This window comes from Ruegeria sp. AB8, from assembly GCF_056542605.1.
Genome location: NZ_JBQGAB010000010.1, coordinates 1 through 15983 on the forward strand (window position 1 = coordinate 1; position 15983 = coordinate 15983).

Here is a 15983-nt window from a genome sequence, read left to right on the forward strand (position 1 = left end):
CAAATCCGCCGCATAATCAAACCAACCAGATGAGCCACATCCTCTCTTAGATCAGAGCGCCATCTGTCCCAAAATCCCTGACGACGGACACCAACGATTGTAGAGCGTCTTGTGCGGCCCGTATGCCGCTGGGGCGTCGCGCCACCTTAGGCCATTGCGATTGATGAAGATAATACCTCTCAATACACGTCGATCGTCAACGCGTTGTTTGCCGTGGGACTTGGGGAAAAAGGGCTCAAGACGTGCCATTTGCGCGTCCGTTAGCCAGTAAAGATCAGACATGTTCACCACTCGTTTTCCGAACCGTGAATCACGCGGCCAAGCGGAAATCAATGGGTCCCGAGCCTAGCCGATGTGCTTTCTCCCGCCCTGTACGTCATCTGAATAGAACCAGTCGTCGGGATATGGATACCACCAGTCCGCCTCCTTCGCCTTCGGATCAATCATGACCATCTTGGGCCGTCTGAAAGCCTCGAGGCCTTGAAGGCCTAGCGTGCGCCCAAGCCCAGAATTCTTGACGCCGCCAAAAGGCAAGGCATCGTTGTCCACGAGCGGGTTGTTGACCCAGACCATCCCCACCTGTAGCTTGTTCACCCCTTGAAATGCCTCGTCCAAGTCGCCGGTAAACAGGCATCCGCCAAGACCGAATTGTGACGCGTTTGCCAGTTCAAGCGCTTGGTCAAAGTCGCTCACCCGAATGACCGAGGCGACTGGCCCAAAGACCTCTTCCTGAGTTAGCGCCATGTCCGTCGTCACGCCGGTCAGGATCGTTGGTTCGAAAAACCAACCCGGCCCGGCGTGATCCGGGGTACCGCCTCCTACCTCAACCACCGCGCCTTTCTCAGTTGCATCACGCACCAGCCGCTCGACCTTGTCGCGTGCCTCCTCGGAGACCAAAGGTCCGATTTCCGCCACCCCCATTCCGTCGCCGATGCGCAGTTTCCGGGTTCGGGTCACGAATTCATCGACAAAATCGTCGTACACGTCATCCACTACAAAAATCCGTTCAGACGATGTACAAACCTGGCCCGACTGCAAAAATGCAGCGGTAACCGCCCCGGCAGCAGCGACCGCGATGTCGGCGTGTTTACTGACGATCAGTGGATCGCTTCCCCCAGCCTCGATCACTGCGGGTTTTAGATTCTCTGCTGCGGCCACTGCGACTGCACGACCTGTCGGCACGGACCCTGTAAAAGCGACCACATGGGTTTTGGGGCTGGCAATCAGCTGTTTGCCCACGTCTGCACCACCCGGCAGGCAAGCAATCAGGTCTTGGGGCAACGCCCGAAAAAACTCCATGAACGCCATCGTGCACAAAGTTCCTGCGGGTGAGGCTTTCAACACTACACCGTTACCTGCCGCAAGTGATGCGGCCATCGACCAGCAGCCAAGAATGAGGGGGAAATTGTACGGAACCACATGCACGGACACGCCGTAGGGCTCGTATGTCTGATACTGAAATGATCCAGTTTGCATCGTGCCGGCGATCTTGCCCGCGTCATTGCGCGCCATCTCGGCATAATAGCGGAAAACCGGCGGGATGTTCGCAATCTCGCCGATCGATTCAGGGTAAGGTTTGCCCGTTTCCAATGTCATCAAGCGGGCGATCTCAGTCATGTCGCCGCTTTCGATGTCGTTGGCGATCTGGTGCAATACCCGCGCGCGAGATTTGCAGTCCATCGCAGACCACTTCCTTTGCGCCGCATTGACCCGGTCCAGAACCTGGTTCACGATCTGCGGCGACGGCTCACCAAAAACCCCGACGGGCTGCAAGGTAGACGGGTTGACCAGAGTGGTCCCACCACCCTCCAGTGGCACATGCTTGGGGTTGAGGTAGTAGGTGGGTTTGAACGGGTCACGCATTTGGCAGCCCCCTTGTTTGACAGGCATTGCGCCGTTAGCGGATCATGTACACTTTCTTGACCGTCTCGTGGACAGAGCAAACGCCTTTCCAGTCCTGCGGAAAAAAGGCCGCAGTATCGGGCGTAATCTCAATTACCTCGCCGCTTTCATGGACATAGGTACAGCGGCCTTCCAGAAAGTGGCAGAACTCGTCCTTGGTGACGTGACATTCCCACTTACCGGGAGTGCAGACCCAAAGGCCGCATTCGGACTGGCCGTCAGGCCCCTTGTGGATCAGCTTTCCCGAGGTGCGGGATTGCCCTTCAATCATCGTCGGGATTACCCCCCAATCGACAAGATCAGTCTGCTGGAGCGGGTTTTGCATACGTGGCGTGGTCATGTTTCAGGTTCGCGATCCGTTAGGTAGTAGGTGTTGCGCAATGTTTCCTCGACCGTGCATTCCCCTACCCAACCGGCGAGGAATAGTACGGCCGTTCCGGGCGTAACTTCGATGCTTTCGCCTGCATCCGACCGATAGACCGCGCGGCCCTGCACAAAATAGCAGAACTCGTCACGCGGTATCGTTAGGCGCCAGCGGCCTGGAGTACAGACCCATACGCCGATCTCCGGCCGGTTGTCAGGACCCTTGTGAACCAGCATACCCGATGAATGCGACTGGCTTTCAATCATGTCCGGCTGTAGCCCCCAGTCCGTGAGGTCGGTGCGGGTCGAGATTTCCGAAAGATGCGGGGCGCTGCTCATTCCGCGGCTTTCAGGATTTCGTCGAGAATGCCAGCTGCCTTGGTCGGGCCATGCCGTGACTGCATGTGAGCAGAGGTTGCCGCCATCTTCGCCTGCATTCCTGGATCGTTGATACATTTGTCGAGGGCAATAGCCAATTCATCATCGGTCCAGTCGTATCGGTGAAACCCGAACCCGTGGCCGGTTTCCTGAACACGGGTGGCGTTATCGTGGCCGTCCCAGACATAGGGCATAATGATTGCTGCTTTGCCGAAATATAGGCACTCTGTGAACGAGTTGTTACCGCCATGATGTATCACCGCGTCAACCTGCGGAATTACCGAAGGCTGGGGATACCAGCTCTGTATGTGCACGTTGTCGGGAATGTCTGTGTATTCGTCAATATAATCCCCGACATTTACGAGCGCCCGGTAGGGCAACCTGGAAATGGTCGAAATGATCCTCTTTAGCAGGTCGGTGTCGCCTGCGCCAAGCGACCCGAAAGATACATAGAGAAGTGGTTTGTCATTGTTGGACTTAAACGTTGGCACCTCAAAGGGTTCTTCTTCGCGCACGCAACCTTCAAGATACTGAAACCGGTTTGGGTCCAGTGGGTTCTGCCGTTCGTACTTTGCCGGCTCGGGATAAAGCAGAAGGTTCATTGTGGGCGACGCTTCGAAAAACTCTCCAATCGGATAGGCGTCTTCGTTGCATCTGGCTAGGAACGCATTGTAGTCGTTGTGGATCGGCTTGATCATATCGTGGAACTTTGCCTCATAGGCCTCCATGCCCTCGCGGTCATCCACCCGGCAGCCCGATAAGTGCGGCGGCACAATCGGGTCCGGGATTTCGTTTTCGGAACATGAGATGATCCGCACCCACGGTACGCCGAACTGCTTGATGGCTGGGAACATAATAACATTATCCACGCAGATCATATCTGGTTTGATTTTTGCCAATACCTCGGGCAGATCTTTTTGCGCCCATTTTGCGCTGTCGACGATCGCCTCCCAGCAATCCTTGACGTAGTTATCGATCTGGTCAATCGGGGCTTTGCGAAAATTTGGGATGTGACCGTTGATGAAATCCTCCCAGAACTTTGCCATCGCCTCGGGTTCCATCGGCTCGGACAGGGCAACAGGATGCGCCTCAAACCCATAACCTTCATATACCTCGACAAAGCCGGGATCGCTTAGAAATACAGCCTTATGGCCCAGTTTCTCGCAGGCCTGCGCGATGCCAACCGAATTCAGCGCAGGGCCAAAGGCAGCTTCGGGGAAGAAGGCGATGGTTTTCTGTGACATTGTAGGTCTCCGGTTAGATTTGGCTTAGCAGTTGGGAAGGATGCGGGAATGTTTCGCGTCCCATACGCAGTGGACATCCTGACCCGGCTGGATATTTTCACGGTCGGCTTGGCTGGCAGGAACGCGGGCGGAAAGGGTGCTCCTCCCGCCGCGAACGCGCACATGCACACCCAGGTCTGACCCGTGATAGGCGACTTCTTCGACAGTGCCGGGAAGGCAGTTGCGCCCATCTTGAGGGGCGGTCTGCATCAGGCTGACCCGTTCCGGGCGCACAGCAATCGTGGCAGCACCGCGCAGCTCGGAAACGCCCCTCAGCACCCCCGCCCCGTCGACATCGACACCGCCGTCGACGGCGTTACCATCCAGAAAGTTCATCACGCCGACAAAATCTGCAACAAAGCGCGATCCGGGGTGTTCGTAGAGCTCGTGAGGAGTACCGACCTGCGCCAGCTTGCCATCATGCAAGACCGCGATCCGGTCGGCCATGACTAAAGCCTCTTCCTGGTCATGAGTCACAATCAGAAATGTAATCCCCACCTCGTGCTGCAACCGTTTGAGTTCCAACTGCATCTCTTCTCGCAGCTTCTTGTCCAGAGCCGAAAGGGGCTCATCTAACAGCAGGACCTTTGGCCTTTTGACCAGCGCGCGCGCCAAAGCGACCCGCTGTCGCTGCCCACCGGAAAGCTGATCCGGCTTGCGTCCAGCAAAGCCTGAAAGCTTCGCGCTTTCCAGAACCTCGGCCACCCGCATGGCGATTTCTTCCTTGGGCAATCTCTCCATCTCTAACCCATAGGCGATGTTTTTTTCGACGCTCATGTGCGGAAACAAGGCATATGACTGGAACATCAGGTTCAGGGGCCGCCTGCTGGGGCGTATGTTTGTCACGTCCTGCCCGGCAACTATTACCTGTCCTTCCTGTGGTGTTTCGAACCCCGCCAGCGTCCGCAACAATGTGGTCTTGCCGCAGCCCGATGGGCCCAGAAGTGCAAAGAACTCGTTATCGCGAATATTCAGTGAAACGTTGTCGATCGCAGTCACCAAACCGTATCGCTTGGTTATATTCCTGAGTTGAATCCCTTGGCTCATCGGCTGAAAACCTCTTTGTCGGCACGCTGCGCGAAGAAGACCAGCGTGAACGAAACGAACATGACGATGGTAGCCATCGCGTTGATTTCCGGCGTAACGCCAAATCGGATCATTGCGTAAATCTGCATCGGCAACGTGGTCGAGGATTGCCCAGCACCTGCGGTGAAGAAGGCAATAATGAATTCGTCCACAGACAGGGTAAAAGACAACAGCGCCCCGGCGATAACCCCCGGCGCGATGGCGGGCAGCAGAATGCGGCGAAAGGTGGTGAATTCGCTGGCCCCAAGGTCGGCACTGGCCTCAAGTATCGAATGGTCGAAATTGCGCATCCGCGTTCGTACCACGGCGACAACAAAGGCTATGTTAAATACGACATGGCTGAGGATGATCGAATGAAGCCCCAGCGTCATGTTGAGTAGGGTGAAAAAGGACAAGAGCGCGATGGCCAGAACTATGTCGGGGATGATCATCGGTGCGAACAGAACCGCGTCTAGAACTGAAGAATTACGCCGTGTCTCGACACCGACCGCCAAAAGCGTGCCGATTATTGTCGCCAGAACGGTCGAGATTAAGGCCACGATTAGCGTGTTGCGCGCTGCCGACAGTATTGGATCCGCGGTAAACAACTTGCCGTACCATTCCAACGAAAACCCGGTCCATACAGTTGGAAGTCCGGCCCGGTTAAAGCTTAGCGCCATGAGCACAAGGATCGGCACATAGAGAAAGGTGTAAAACAAAACCAGGTGCAGCTTCAGGCCCATGTTGGATCGGCCCCGCATCAGTCCTGCCCTCTCTGTCCCGCTGCGCGATTGGCCAATACCGCCTGTGCGAACAGTAGCCCCATCATGATCGCAATCAGGAACATCGACAACGTTGCTCCGAACGGCCAGTCGCGGGCGCTCAAGAACTGGTCATAGATCAGGTTTCCAACCATCTGAAGTCGCCCGCCACCAAGCAAATCGGGCGTAATGAAATTGCCGATCGACAGCACAAAAACAAAGACACCACCTGCCGCAATGCCGGGAACGGTCTGTGGCAGTATCACCCGGTAGAAAGTGGTCCAAGCGGGCGCTCCAAGATCTTCCGAGGCTTCTATGGTTTCGACACTTATGCGGTTCAGCGATGAATAGATCGCCAGAACCACAAAGGGGGTGTAGTTGTAGACAAGCCCAACGATCACCGCGAAATTGTTATAAAGCAGAGACAGCGGCTCATCGATCAAACCTGCCCCCTGGAGAGTATTATTGATCAAGCCCTCGCGGTTAAGCATCACGATCCAGGCGTAAGTGCGTATTAGGTAGTTGGACCAGAACGGCAGGATCACCAAGATCAGCAAACCAGTCTGCCAACGGCGCGGCGCCAGCGTGATGGCATAGGCCGCCGGATAGGCGATCAGGATCGCGATTATCGTGGCCAGAAATGCGATCTTGGCCGAGCGCAAGAAGATCCCGAGGTAAAGAGGATCGGCGGCCCGCACAAAATTTTCAAACGTAAAGACGTGGTCGATGCCGCCATAGATACCGCGTTCAAAGAACGCATAGGTAAAAATAAGACCACACGGAACCACCATAAGAAGCGCAAGCCAGCCCAGGCCCGGCCCCAGCAAGATCACCGATTTCAGTCGATTGGTCATATACTTGGCAATCTGTGGAGTGATGTCGTACAGGCCCGACCCTTTGTTCGGGTCGGGTTTTGCTCAGGGTTCGATCACTTACTGTGCGGCCATGATTTCGGTCACGGTCCGAGCAAAAGGTTTTTGGCCCTCGCCGAGATCGCGCAGCTGCTCGTACTTGGTAAGATCTGCAGGCGACATTCCCATGTTCGGGAAGGTGCCGATCAACGACGGGTCCAGCGCCTCCATCGCAGCCTTGTTCGGCGTTTTGTAAAGGATATTGCTGGCAACCCAGACACCGACATCCGCCCCCAAGACATAGTTTACAAAGGCATGCGCCGCGTCTTTGTTTTCAGATGCATCTGTGATGACTAGCGCATCTACCCACAGATCCGATCCTTCTGATGGTATCGTGTACTTGATGTCCGCGTTTTCACCGATGCCGTAGTTACACCAGCCATCCCAGGCGTGAACCATGGTTGCCTCGCCCGATACCAACTTCAGATAAAAAGTTGCGTCGTCGTAGGCCAGCAGATCCTGCTTCGCCGCGACCAGCAGGTCCTTTGCAGCCGCCAACGTCTCATCCGACGTATCGTTCAGCGACTTTCCGAGGGCTAGCGCAGCAGCCCCCATCAGCCAGCGATCCGTCGAGAGCATTGTCACTTTGCCTTTAAGGTCGTCAGAGGGTTTGAGCAGATCATTCCACGAAGTTGGCTCTGCCATCAGGTCTGACCGGTAGCATAAGCCCGTCGTGCCCCAAGCGTATGGCATTGAATAGTTGTTGCCCGGATCATGGGCTAGTTCTTTCGCTTCGTCATACAGGTTGGAGGCATTCGGAACCTTGTCGTGGTCGATTGCAGCCACCAGCCCCAGGTTGTTTAACGCCTCGGCAAAAGGCGACGAGACGAAAAGAACGTCGTAGCCCTTGCCTCCACCGGCTACGACCTTGCCCATGATTTCTTCGTTGGTGCCATGCACCGAGAGCTCGGCCTCGATACCGGTTTCCTTGGTGAAATTCTCCAGCAGGTCCGGCGGCATGTAGCCGTCCCAGTTCGAGATCACGATTTTTTCTGCTTGGGCCGCTCCGGCGAATACGCTGAGTGCGCAGGCCGCCCCGGCGGTGAGCCAAGCAAATGGCAAACGGAACGAATTGGTGAACTTGTTGGTCATGTCTTCCTCCCTTGACATCCGCGCTCGCTTCTGGGGCGAGATATATGATGCAATCACGGTATTTTTTGACGAAATAAAACTCAACAATTTTTTGAATCATTTTTGTATGGCCCGGCGAAGCCATTTAAGGTACCGTTTTTATTGTATATTAATTAAGTATGACGAAAGCCGTCTTCTTATGTCACCAAGCAAACACTTGAAACTTGCTCAAAAAATACTGGATGTTGCGTTGGATCTCGATTTGCATCAGGGCGACAGACTGGTGGAGAAAACCCTTGCTGATTCGTGCAGCGTCTCTCGCACTCCGGTTAGATCCGCATTGAGGCTACTGGAAAAGGAGGGGATGGCACGCAAAGCGGCAGAAGGCGGGTTTGTCCTAGAATGCGAACCCGAAAAGGGGCATTCGATACTCAACCAACATGCGATCGGAGCAGGTGTGGATCTCGCTGGTGCCATCCTACGAGATCGCGGCGCCCGACGCCTGGACGGTGCCATCAATGTCACAGACCTGATCCGCAGATATTCGGTTTCCCGCAGCGCTGCACAGCGTGGGCTCGAAGCCCTCCTGGCCCAAGGTGTGATTCAGAAAGCCGAAGGTCAATCCTGGGTTTTCACGCGCATGCCGGGAGACCGCTCCGGACGAATAGAGAGCTACGAATTTCGTCTGATACTTGAACCGCAGGCCATTCTGTCCGACGGTTTTAAGTTGGACACCAAGCGCGCCGATCTGGTCCGCAGCCAGACCGAAGCGCTTCTGGCGCAGTCGGAAAACTCTTTCAATAGCCAGGATTTCCAAGACGCGGACCTTGCCTTTCACAAGCTCATCGCTCGATCGTCCGGAAACCAGTATCTAGCTTCTGCTCTCATGGCCCATCATGGGTTGCGCCACCTGCCAGGCGGATCATTCGGTATGATCGACTTTCGGATGCGGCAGGCGCTCGATGAACATCTGCGTATACTTGATTTCATCGAACAGGGTTATTTCGATCTTGCGGCGGATCAGATGAGGGTACATTTGCGGCTTTCAATGCACCAAAGGCCCAGCGTAGCCAATCGTGGTGCTCCGGCGCTAGTCCAAGCAACCCGCGGGTCAATCCGGTGAGTGAATGATGAACCGCAAGGAAGCACCCGTAATCGCGTTTTTCCCCGAAGCTAGTTTTGGGGCTGCACTGAATTGTGTGGGGATCGCTCAGGAACTTCGCGCTATGGGTGCACACCCCGTTTTCCTGACCCACGGCGGCTTTGGTGGCGTATTCGCAGACTACGGTTTTGACGAATTCGCTGTCCCTGTTCAGTCAGAGTTGACAGAAGAAGAAACCCAGACCTACTGGCAGGAATTCCTAAGCCATCATCTGCCGCATTTTAACATGCACCCAACTGACCAACTGGCCACCTATGTAGAGCCCGTTTGGAACGCAATCGTCGAGACAGCGGAAGCGGTCGAACAGGGGTTGGAATCCGCGCTAGAGCGTATCAACCCGGATGTCGTCGTCCTCGACAACGTGATCATGTTCCCTGCTATCGTACGCTCCGAGTGCCCATGGGTCAGGGTCATTTCTTGCGCGGAAACCGAGTTGCCAGACAAGTGCCTACCGCCGTACCTGTCCGGCCTGCCGGCATCTGACGTTGCCGGGTGCGCGACATTCCGCGGCCAGTACCTGGAGACCCTTGGCCCACTTCATGCTCGCTACAACAAATTTCGCCAGGATCGCGGGCTTAAGCTATTGCCTGAAGGTGAGTTCCTGGAAACATCACCGCATCAAAACCTTCTTTTGGCGCCGTCTATCATTCGCCATGATCGTGAGCAGGCGCCGGACCCGAGACAATTCACCTTTCTCGAAGGCTGCGTGCGCCAGGAAGGTCCCTATCGTGTACCTCAGATGCCCCGTAACGAAGGGCCTCTGGTGTACGTGAGTTTTGGCAGCCTCGGTGCCATGGATGTCTCATTCTTTGAAAGCCTGTTCGACGTATTCAAGACAATGGACATGCGTTTTCTGATCAATGTCGGCGCCCAGATCGATGCCTATTCCAGAGTGCCAGACAATGTTCACCTGCAGGAATGGTTCCCGCAGCCTTCCGTGGTTGAACAATGCGATCTTTTTATTCACCACGGCGGCAACAACAGCTTTTGCGAAGCACTGTACTTCGGGGCTCCGTCGCTGATCCTCCCCTATTGCTGGGACGGACATGACAACGCCCAGCGGGCAGTTGATACCTGTGTCGGCCTCAGGCTAAACCGATGGGATTGGACACCGGAGCAATTGGAGAGTGCGATTAACCAACTACTTGGGGACGCGGAGATGAAGGCCCGGCTGGCTGCGAGCTCAGAGAGCATGCAGTTGAGAAAGTCGGTTCAGTTAGCTGCTCAAAAAATTCTGGATTGTGTAAAACCTAACCGAATCTAGTTTATTCTCGTCGGTCATCCGTTTTGACAGGAAGGATGGAAGGGTACATCGCAACTAACTCTAAATCACTGAACCTAAAGTGTCGGTTTTGGGCCGATATTGTTGAAAAACTCCAGTTTTGGCCAAAACCTGTAAAAAATTACCCATTGAGAGGCGGTTGAAGTTTTTGGCCAGGGGGTCGGCCAAAGCATTGGTTCCGCGATGTGCGAGGCTGTCATGGCCTTCTCTGGGCAAGTGGCGTCAACATTGCTGGCGCGATGGAAATAGGCGAAAAAGCGAGTGGGCCGAATTCTCGAGTTTTTCAACAATATCGGCTCTGAGCGGTTGTTCGTTGCGCAGCGCATCAATGACCGAGTTGCGGACGGAGCAACCATCGTCTGAAGCACAGTAGTTTGCTGTGTGGGCAAAGAAGCCACAACCGCACAATAGTCCACAAAGAGGTCCAACTAACGCCAAATCTATGTGGTGACTGCACAATGCAGAGGTCAACTCTGCATTGTGCACAGCGATCTTCGTGTGGCTGCGATGAATGCCATGATCATGAATGCCAGCCTGGTTCAGCAGGAGATGGTATGAGATGCGGAAAGTATATAAGCCAAGCGCGGCTGCACTGGCCGCTGCTTCTGCGGCTCAAGCCCCAGAAAAGCGAACCCCTACAACTGAGGCAAAGCAAGTCACAGGGGATCAGCGTCAGATTGCCGTTAAGCATTCCGAACCTACCAGATATGGTGGTCCTAACAAAGAGGAAAGCCAAGCCTTCGCACCCTTGTGTTCAGGATGAACGGCTTGGCGAACACGTTCCTGCGTGATCGCTACGGCCTCGCCATACCTGAGAGATTGGGACAAGGTGGGCCTTGCCCCGTATGCGGTGGTGACGATCGTTTCAACTGGTTCCCGCGGCGAGATGGTCGCGTCCGGTACTTTTGCCGGAGGTGAAGTGAAACCCGTGACCTGGCCCAACTCATGGTGGATGCAGGCTGTGTCTCCGTCATGAAGGAAGCTTGCAGGGTACTCTATGACGTATCCTAACCTGGCTCGGATTCATGACACACCGGTTCAGCTGTATCTGGAACGTCGCGGCGTATGGGGTGAGCTGGCATCTCAAACCAATGCCCTGCGATATGGGCGGGAATGGTTTGCTGGTGCTGTGCGCCACGTCCTGTACGCCAGACAGCGCGACACCCGTACCAATGAGCCTGTTTCCATGCAGCGCACCTTCATTGCTGAGGAGGGCGGGCGGCTTCGGTTGCCTGACATGAAAACAGGGAAGCTGAAAAAACTGCCCAAGCTTTCCCTCTCAGGAATTCCAACAGGTGGCACGGCCATCATGCTTGATCCGTTTGAGCATGTGAGCCACGGCCTGACGATTGCCGAGGGTGTGGAAGCCGCTCTCGCTGTCGCTGACTATTGGCACCACAGGCCCGTGTGGGCAGTCACTGGCACCATGTTTATGAAGAACTTTGAGCCGCCTGCTTACCTGAATGCTGTGACCATTGTTTCGGATGCAGATGAGCCAGGACTGGATGCAGCCAGAGCGTGCGGTGAGCGCCTGATTAAGAGGGGCATCGAAGTCAAAATTTACAAATCCAGTAACGAAGGGGAAGACCCGGATGAGTTGGCCATCCGACTGAAAAAGGAAATGGCCAATGGCTGACATGCCGAAAGATATGGAAGAGCTGAAGGTCGCTCAAATCCCCACCGAGCAATACGCTCTGAAACACTCGGAGCTTTGGGCAAATCGCAAGGCCCCAAAGATGGGTTTTCTCGGTACTTCGGCTGGCGGTTTCTACACCATCACGGCACTGACTGGCACAGGCAAAACAGCCTTTGTCCTGATGCTTGCCATATGTGCAGCCACAGGGATTGACCATCTCGGCATAGGAAACAATCGCAAGTACAAGGTCGTTTTGTGCCTTGGTGAAAATCCAAACGAAACACTGGAAAAGCTGTGGGCAGCAACCTTGTATCTGGTGCTTAATCCAGAAGACTTGGAAGACACCATGTCCAATCTCACAGGCATTCACTCCCCGGAACAGATTACCAGAGAGATGAGGCTCATGGGCGGTGACTTTGAGCTGGTGATTATCGACACACTGTCAGTTTTCATGGGCCTGACTGAAGGTATGGAAATGAACAGCAACACCCACACCCTGAAGTTCTTGGAAGATTATCGCAGCTCTTTTTGTGAGGCAGGGCAACTGAACTGGTCCTCCGTTTCCTAAACATATCGGCGGACCAGTTCAGTTGGGGAGGCTCAAAATTCGCTGATCCTGTACCTTTTGCCCCGGTAGCTTTCTACCCAACCTTGCCCATCACGGTGTTTTCAACGGTCTGCAACTACCCCGCCTGAACTGCGCGTATTCTCAACTTGTTCGGGCAAAGGGTTCAGACACCTGCTTTCGTCGAAAAGTACTTGGCCAGGTGGTCAATCAACGCACGGACTCGGGCGGTTAGGTGCCTGTTTGGGGGGTAAAGGGCATAGAGGCCAAAGTTTTCAGGATCGTAATCTTGAAAAAGCTGCTCAAGGCTGCCGTTGTTCAGGGCCTGAGCGACAGCATACTGAGGACAGCGGCCAATGCCGAGGCCCGCGATCGCCATGTTTGCGATTGCCGCCGGAGCATTGGCGTGCAAGGCGCCAGATACTTTCACCACAAAATCCCGGGTACCAGACCGGAATCTCCACGAAGTGGCGTCAGTCGGGTTTTCATCAATCAGGCAGTTGTGTGTCGCAAGCGCCATTGGATCGCCAGGGCGCCCGTGTTCCGCCAGGTATTCCGGTGAGGCACATACGACAAGCGGCATATCGGCCAGTTTGCGTGCAATCAAAGTCGAATCCCGGAGCACGCCAATTCTGATGGCCAGATCAATTCCTTCTTCCACAAGCGCGACTCTACTGTCCGAAAGCTTGAGGTCCAAATCCACCTTTGGATGTGCCTGCATAAAAGGAACCAACGCCGTCGCCAGGTTGTTGCTGCCGAACCCGGTTGGCGCGGTGATCCGGATAAGCCCCGCCAGCGCGGACTGCCTTTCCTGAACCAGATCTTCCAGTTCGTCGAATTGTTCCACGATCGGCCGACACCGCTCGAGATAGGCAACACCGACATCCGTCAACGCGACACTTCGGGTCGTTCGGTTAAACAGCTGGGTCGAAAGCCTGCTTTCCAACTGGGCGACATATTTGCTGACCAGTCTCGTCGAAAGACCAAGGCGTTTTCCCGCAGCCGTGAAAGAGCCTTCATGTGCAACGGCCAAAAAGGCGCGCATCGTATCAATCGTATCCATGGCCAAGTTCCTCTGTCTGCCCGCATTCTTTTTATTATTACCATTTTGTTCATAGTAACTGAACAAAGTGTTGGATTATTAATGAAATGGGCAATTGGTATGTTTGGTTCAGTGATCGCTAATGAGCTGCGTCACATAACCTCCAGAGCTTCCTCGGAAAGGGAACTGCAATGCCGAACGCCATTCGTATTCATCGTCACCCGTTGTCGGGTCACTCTCACCGGGTCGAGCTTTTTGCCAAACTCGGCGGCATCAATCATGAACTGGTTGATGTCGACCTGCTGGCGGGCGAACACAAAAAGGAACCCTTCCTGTCTTTGAATTCGGCGGGGCAGGTGCCGGTCATCGAAGACGGAGATTCCGTGATCGCCGACTCCAACGCGATCCTCGTCTATCTCGCGCGCAAGTATGCGCCTGATTGGTTGCCAACCGATCCGGTCCGCGAAGCCGAGGTGCAGAAATTCCTGTCGCTGGCTGCTGGTGAAATAGCCAATGGGCCCGCTGCCGCAAGGCTTGTCACCGTATTTGGCGCCCAGTTGGATGCCGAGCGCGCAAAGGCTGTCGCCAAAACCGCCTTTGACCGTCTCGAGGCACATTTGAATGGGCGTGAATGGCTGGTCGGCAACGCCGCGTCAATCGCCGATGTCGCGATATACAGCTACACCGCACATGCCCCCGAAGGTAACGTCTCGCTATCTGACTACCCCAACATCCGTGCGCTGCTGGCCCGTGTCGAAGCCCTGCCGGGCTTTGTGCCGATGCAAAGCACCAAAGTCGGCCTGGCCGCCTGATTGAACGACGCGCCCGGTCGCAAAGCCGGGCGCGCCGCCTTCTGGCGTATCACCGCAACCGCTGTCCCAGGAGAAGTTTCATGCTTATCGTTGACCCTAGTGCAAAAGACGTCTCACCGTTTCATCGGGGCGAACACATGGCCCAATCCCGTCAGGGTGTCCGTGATATCGAAGACTGGGCGCGCAAGGTGGTTCGTGACCATTTGCCCGAACAACACCGTGACTTTCACACCGCCCTGCCGTTCCTGGTGGTTGCGGCCCGGGACAAAGCGGGTTGGCCCTGGGTCACGTTGGTGGAAGGACCCGATGGTTTCGTTACCTCTCCGGACGCCAAAACGCTATCCGTTGCCGCATTACCCCTGAAAGGTGATGCACTTCACGATGCCATTCACAACGAAAGCGACATCGGCATTCTGGGTATCGAACTGGCGACCCGGCGACGCAACCGCGTGAATGGACGGGCGGGCAAAGTCACATCTTCAGGCTTTGAGTTTCACGTCGACCAGACCTTTGGCAACTGCCCGCAATACATCCGCGAACGTGATTGGCGCCGTGTGGACGGCCGGGCACCCGGACCCACAACAAGAAGCAACAAGTTGTCGGCCCAACAAGCCGATTGGATCAAGACAGCCGACACTTTCTTTATCGCCAGTGGTTTTCGTGGTGAAGGTGAAAGCCCGACTTACGGAATGGACGCATCGCACCGTGGTGGTGATCGCGGGTTTGTACAGGTTCTGGATGACACGCGGGTGCGGTTTCCGGATTTCGCAGGCAACAACCATTTCAACACAATCGGCAATCTGATGCTCGACCCCAGAGCCGGCTACCTTTTTGTCGACTTTGAAAGTGGCAGTTTGTTGCAAGTGGCGGGAACTGCAACAGTAGATTGGGACAGTGCCGAAGTGGAAGAATTTCCCGGCGCGCGGCGATTGGTGACCTTGGACATCCACGAGGTTGTCGAAACGCGCTCGGCTCTCAGCCTTCGGTGGAACTTCGATGCGGACTCGATCCGATCCCTGAGGTTGATCGAGAAGACACCTGAAAGCACCGATGTAAGTTCGTTTCTGTTTGAAGCGCGCGACGGTGGTACTCTGCCAGAGTTCGAACCCGGCCAGCACCTGCCGATCGAACTGGACATTCCAGGGCACGATACACCAGTGCGTCGGACCTATTCATTGTCCAACGGGCCGAATGAGCACCGTTATCGGATTTCGGTCAAGCGAGAACCAAAGGGCCTGGTTTCCCGGTACATGCACGATCACCTCGATCCTGGGGCGATCATCAGCAGCCGCCGACCTTCCGGGGATTTCGCAATGACCTGCAGTAAATGCCCGTTGGTGCTTGTCAGCGCTGGTGTTGGCGTCACGCCCATGGTGAGCATTCTCAGCAAGGTTGCGAATGAGCGCGGCAATCGCCCGGTCTGGTTCGTGCACGGTGCACGGGATGGCCAGCATCATCCATTGGCTCACGAGGTTCGCGAACTGGCCGCCAAGCGGGCAGGCATCAACGTCCATGTGGCATATAGCCGACCGACGGCAAATGATAACTTTGGTAGCGTTTACAATTCCCGGGGCCGCGTCAACGGGGCGTTGCTGGCACAGCTGGTCGACGACGCTGACGCTCATTACTTCTTGTGCGGCCCGGTCGGGTTTATGGCCGATATTCAGGCCGATCTGGAAAGCCGGGGCGTCCCCCTGGGGCAGATTCATACCGAAAGTTTTGGTCCTGTCGGGTGATCCGCACGGAGATC

Annotated in this window: 16 protein-coding genes and 1 pseudogene; 7 read left to right on the forward strand and 10 right to left on the reverse strand. The window is 55.4% G+C overall.

What is annotated here, in order from left to right; genetic code table 11:
• Positions 1-90 precede the first annotated feature (90 nt).
• The 9 genes and pseudogenes from ACR0CG_RS11740 to ACR0CG_RS11780 all read right to left on the reverse strand — a co-directional run.
• Positions 91-282: pseudogene (locus tag ACR0CG_RS11740) on the reverse strand (transposase); the annotation flags it as partial.
• Positions 283-345: 63 nt separating this feature from the next.
• Positions 346-1863 (reverse strand): aldehyde dehydrogenase family protein, encoded by a 1518-nt coding sequence (locus ACR0CG_RS11745; protein ID WP_480525038.1) that lies wholly within the window; start codon positions 1861-1863, stop codon positions 346-348.
• 34 nt (positions 1864-1897) lie between these two features.
• Positions 1898-2242, reverse strand: a complete 345-nt coding sequence (locus tag ACR0CG_RS11750) for a cupin domain-containing protein (RefSeq protein WP_480525040.1) — start codon at positions 2240-2242, stop codon at positions 1898-1900.
• Positions 2239-2604: a cupin domain-containing protein gene (locus tag ACR0CG_RS11755; RefSeq protein ID WP_480525042.1), complete on the reverse strand. Its 366-nt coding sequence runs from the start codon at positions 2602-2604 to the stop codon at positions 2239-2241. Before ACR0CG_RS11755 ends, ACR0CG_RS11750 begins: the two co-directional genes overlap by 4 nt.
• The gene (locus ACR0CG_RS11760; protein ID WP_480525044.1) at positions 2601-3887 is read right to left on the reverse strand and encodes a glycosyltransferase; all 1287 of its coding nucleotides are present in this window, start codon (positions 3885-3887) and stop codon (positions 2601-2603) included. Before ACR0CG_RS11760 ends, ACR0CG_RS11755 begins: the two co-directional genes overlap by 4 nt.
• Before the next feature lie 24 nt (positions 3888-3911).
• Positions 3912-4925 carry an ABC transporter ATP-binding protein gene (locus ACR0CG_RS11765; protein WP_480525045.1) on the reverse strand — a complete coding sequence of 338 codons (1014 nt, stop codon included), beginning with the start codon at positions 4923-4925 and terminating at the stop codon, positions 3912-3914.
• A gap of 44 nt (positions 4926-4969) precedes the next feature.
• A complete protein-coding gene (locus ACR0CG_RS11770; RefSeq protein ID WP_480525047.1) occupies positions 4970-5752 on the reverse strand; it encodes an ABC transporter permease in 783 nt (260 codons plus the stop codon).
• On the reverse strand, positions 5752-6606 hold the full coding sequence (locus ACR0CG_RS11775; RefSeq protein ID WP_480525049.1) for an ABC transporter permease: 855 nt from the start codon (positions 6604-6606) through the stop codon (positions 5752-5754). The genes ACR0CG_RS11770 and ACR0CG_RS11775 overlap by 1 nt, the downstream gene beginning before the upstream one ends.
• 78 nt (positions 6607-6684) lie before the next feature.
• Positions 6685-7755 (reverse strand): polyamine ABC transporter substrate-binding protein, encoded by a 1071-nt coding sequence (locus ACR0CG_RS11780; RefSeq protein ID WP_480525051.1) that lies wholly within the window; start codon positions 7753-7755, stop codon positions 6685-6687.
• Between ACR0CG_RS11780 and ACR0CG_RS11785 the strand changes: the two genes are divergently transcribed.
• From ACR0CG_RS11785 to ACR0CG_RS11805, 5 genes are all read left to right on the forward strand, one after another.
• On the forward strand, positions 7739-8857 hold the full coding sequence (locus ACR0CG_RS11785) for a GntR family transcriptional regulator (RefSeq protein ID WP_480525053.1): 1119 nt from the start codon (positions 7739-7741) through the stop codon (positions 8855-8857). The two genes, ACR0CG_RS11780 and ACR0CG_RS11785, sit on opposite strands and share 17 nt — an antisense overlap.
• A 4-nt stretch (positions 8858-8861) precedes the next feature.
• A complete protein-coding gene (locus ACR0CG_RS11790) occupies positions 8862-10160 on the forward strand; it encodes a nucleotide disphospho-sugar-binding domain-containing protein (RefSeq protein ID WP_480525055.1) in 1299 nt (432 codons plus the stop codon).
• A gap of 777 nt (positions 10161-10937) precedes the next feature.
• Complete coding sequence (locus ACR0CG_RS11795) at positions 10938-11096, forward strand: primase-helicase zinc-binding domain-containing protein (protein WP_480525057.1); 159 nt, start codon at positions 10938-10940, stop codon at positions 11094-11096.
• Positions 11097-11364: 268 nt separating this feature from the next.
• The gene (locus ACR0CG_RS11800) at positions 11365-11814 is read left to right on the forward strand and encodes a toprim domain-containing protein (RefSeq protein WP_480525059.1); all 450 of its coding nucleotides are present in this window, start codon (positions 11365-11367) and stop codon (positions 11812-11814) included.
• On the forward strand, positions 11807-12382 hold the full coding sequence (locus tag ACR0CG_RS11805; protein WP_480525061.1) for an AAA family ATPase: 576 nt from the start codon (positions 11807-11809) through the stop codon (positions 12380-12382). The genes ACR0CG_RS11800 and ACR0CG_RS11805 overlap by 8 nt, the downstream gene beginning before the upstream one ends.
• 163 nt (positions 12383-12545) lie before the next feature.
• Here ACR0CG_RS11805 and ACR0CG_RS11810 read toward each other — a convergent pair whose 3' ends face one another.
• Positions 12546-13442 carry a LysR family transcriptional regulator gene (locus ACR0CG_RS11810; protein WP_480525063.1) on the reverse strand — a complete coding sequence of 299 codons (897 nt, stop codon included), beginning with the start codon at positions 13440-13442 and terminating at the stop codon, positions 12546-12548.
• A gap of 170 nt (positions 13443-13612) precedes the next feature.
• Between ACR0CG_RS11810 and ACR0CG_RS11815 the strand changes: the two genes are divergently transcribed.
• Together ACR0CG_RS11815 and ACR0CG_RS11820 are read left to right on the forward strand one after the other, a co-directional pair.
• Positions 13613-14233, forward strand: coding sequence for a glutathione S-transferase family protein (locus ACR0CG_RS11815; RefSeq protein WP_480525065.1), 621 nt, complete (start codon positions 13613-13615; stop codon positions 14231-14233).
• A gap of 80 nt (positions 14234-14313) precedes the next feature.
• Positions 14314-15969, forward strand: coding sequence for an FAD-binding oxidoreductase (locus tag ACR0CG_RS11820; protein WP_480525067.1), 1656 nt, complete (start codon positions 14314-14316; stop codon positions 15967-15969).
• The last annotated feature ends 14 nt before the right edge of the window (positions 15970-15983 follow it).

Excerpts from the sequence above, each read along its gene's own strand:
- ACR0CG_RS11745 (WP_480525038.1), bottom strand. The coding sequence starts at position 1,863 with ATGCGTGACCCGTTCAAACCCACCTACTACCTCAACCCCAAGCATGTG.
- ACR0CG_RS11750 (WP_480525040.1), bottom strand. The coding sequence starts at position 2,242 with ATGACCACGCCACGTATGCAAAACCCGCTCCAGCAGACTGATCTTGTC.
- ACR0CG_RS11755 (WP_480525042.1), bottom strand. The coding sequence starts at position 2,604 with ATGAGCAGCGCCCCGCATCTTTCGGAAATCTCGACCCGCACCGACCTC.
- ACR0CG_RS11760 (WP_480525044.1), bottom strand. The coding sequence starts at position 3,887 with ATGTCACAGAAAACCATCGCCTTCTTCCCCGAAGCTGCCTTTGGCCCT.
- ACR0CG_RS11770 (WP_480525047.1), bottom strand. The coding sequence starts at position 5,752 with ATGCGGGGCCGATCCAACATGGGCCTGAAGCTGCACCTGGTTTTGTTT.
- ACR0CG_RS11775 (WP_480525049.1), bottom strand. The coding sequence starts at position 6,606 with ATGACCAATCGACTGAAATCGGTGATCTTGCTGGGGCCGGGCCTGGGC.
- ACR0CG_RS11780 (WP_480525051.1), bottom strand. The coding sequence starts at position 7,755 with ATGACCAACAAGTTCACCAATTCGTTCCGTTTGCCATTTGCTTGGCTC.
- ACR0CG_RS11790 (WP_480525055.1), top strand. The coding sequence starts at position 8,862 with ATGATGAACCGCAAGGAAGCACCCGTAATCGCGTTTTTCCCCGAAGCT.
- ACR0CG_RS11795 (WP_480525057.1), top strand. The coding sequence starts at position 10,938 with ATGAACGGCTTGGCGAACACGTTCCTGCGTGATCGCTACGGCCTCGCC.
- ACR0CG_RS11800 (WP_480525059.1), top strand. The coding sequence starts at position 11,365 with ATGCAGCGCACCTTCATTGCTGAGGAGGGCGGGCGGCTTCGGTTGCCT.
- ACR0CG_RS11805 (WP_480525061.1), top strand. The coding sequence starts at position 11,807 with ATGGCTGACATGCCGAAAGATATGGAAGAGCTGAAGGTCGCTCAAATC.
- ACR0CG_RS11810 (WP_480525063.1), bottom strand. The coding sequence starts at position 13,442 with ATGGATACGATTGATACGATGCGCGCCTTTTTGGCCGTTGCACATGAA.
- ACR0CG_RS11815 (WP_480525065.1), top strand. The coding sequence starts at position 13,613 with ATGCCGAACGCCATTCGTATTCATCGTCACCCGTTGTCGGGTCACTCT.
- ACR0CG_RS11820 (WP_480525067.1), top strand. The coding sequence starts at position 14,314 with ATGCTTATCGTTGACCCTAGTGCAAAAGACGTCTCACCGTTTCATCGG.